We start from the raw sequence: 1823 nt of genomic DNA, 5'->3' as shown, positions 1-1823 counted from the left end.
GGCCAATTCAATTTCAAGCTCGCCGGCCATACACCACACAGCACATATACGGTGGGTAAAACAAAAACAAAAAGGAAATCATACACAACATTGATTCATTCATCCATTCTCTTAATTAATTGACTTGAGGTTGAGGAGCATATATATACGTGCGTGGCATGCATGCATATATATGGTACGGTGGTCGACGACGACGACGACGAGCCTAGCAAGCTTGGATGTTTGTCGATCTCATAATTAATTAATTTGGATGGGTCGATGAGATGAGATCAGATCTTGCCGATGAGGGGTATGCCGACGGCGGTGACGATGAGGGTGGATGGGACGCCGAAGACGATGTGCTGCCAGAAGGTGAGGTCGTAGGCGTTCCTGGGCGCCCTCCTCGCCTGCTCGCACACTATCAGGTTCGCCGCCGACCCCAGCAGCGACAGGTTCCCCGCCACCGTGCTCACCCACGCCAGCAGCAGCCACGACGTCGTCACCGCCGCCGGCGATATCAGCGCCGCCGCCTTCGCCACCTCATCACCCATAAGAAGCACCGTTGGTACGTTTGATGCGAGGTTGGAGAGGAGGAGGATGATGACGGAGAGGACGGAGATGCCGCCGACGCTGTTGACCTTGGAGTAGGGGGCCATGAAGTCCCAGATGGCTCCCGGGAGGCCCGTCTTGTTGAAGCCGCTGACGGTGATGAACATCCCGGAGAAGAAGACGAGCAGCGAGTAGGACACGGTGTCCAGGCACGGCTCGGCGTCGCGGAAGTCGACCACCACCAGCGCCAGCGCCGTGGTGATGGCCGTCCACGACATGTTGAGCCCCACCATGTAGGCCACCACCATCCCCACCGTCACCACGTACGCGAAGCTCTTGAGGAACAGCTTCCGCCGCGCCTCCGTGCACTGCATGAACCATGGGTGCTTGGTCGTTATGTTCTCCGACATCTCCAGCGACATCATCGTGTTGCCGTTGCCGTTCAGCTGCGGCGTGCTCTTGGCCGACGCCGGCGACCTGCCTTCCTCCACCGCCTCCATCTGCTTGCCGTCGACGCTGAGCTCGGCCCCTCCGCCCAGCTCCCTCCAGTACATGCAGAGCAGCATGACCATGTTGACGGCCATCCCGACGAGCATGGCCGGGAGGATTCCCATGAGGAACTTGGGGAAGGTGATCTTGCTATTGAAGGCGATGACCAGGTTCTGGGGGTTGCCGATGGGGGTGGCGGCGGAGCCGATGTTGGCGCTGGAGGCGAGGGCGAGGAGGAAGGGCTTGGCGGGGAGGTTGCGCTCGGCGGCGAGCTCGAGGACGAACTCGGTGAGGACGACGCAGCAGGTGTCGTTGGTGAAGAGGGCGCTGGCGAGGGCGGTGACGACGCAGACGCGGCACATGAGGTCGCGCCCGCCCTGGCTCTTCCACGCCAGCAGACGCCCCAGGTGCTTGAACATCCCGGCGTTCCGGAGGTAGCTGCCCACCACCATGGTGGCGAAGAGGAGGCCCAGGATTGGGAGGTCGATGGAGGCGTACGCGTCGTCGGGGCTGATCACGTGGAATATCACCATCAGCACCGCGCTCAGCAGCGACCCCGCCGTCCGCCCGATCGGCAGGAACGGCACCGACGGGAACACCGCCATCATCCAGAACACCGCGAACGCGATCGATCCAAGCGCCACCTTGGGCGCCGACGCAAGCTCACTCATCTTCTTCTTCTTCGATCGACCACCACCTAGCAGGTAATTAAGTGTCTGATCGAGCTAGCTAGCAGATTATAGCTAGCTTAGCTACTTGAGCTGATGATCTCTCTCTGGTACGCGCGCAGTAGCTAAGCTGCTAGT

1 protein-coding gene is annotated in these 1823 nt (G+C 60.3%); it reads right to left on the bottom strand.

Features of this window, described 5'->3' with window-relative positions; genetic code table 11:
* Window positions 1-269 precede the first annotated feature (269 nt).
* Complete coding sequence (locus NK662_RS24410) at window positions 270-1688, bottom strand: SLC13 family permease (RefSeq protein ID WP_254761312.1); 1419 nt, start codon at window positions 1686-1688, stop codon at window positions 270-272.
* Window positions 1689-1823: the final 135 nt, after the last annotated feature.

Origin of the sequence: Ectobacillus ponti, from assembly GCF_024294785.1 — a bacterium.
Lineage (GTDB): Bacteria > Bacillota > Bacilli > Bacillales > Bacillaceae_G > Ectobacillus > Ectobacillus ponti.
Note: the sequence above shows the minus strand (reverse complement) of the source record. Positions and strands in the feature narration are given on the sequence as shown.

What these genes read in the sequence shown, in the direction of transcription:
- NK662_RS24410 (WP_254761312.1), bottom strand. Translation starts at nt 1,688, where the DNA reads ATGAGTGAGCTTGCGTCGGCGCCCAAGGTGGCGCTTGGATCGATCGCG.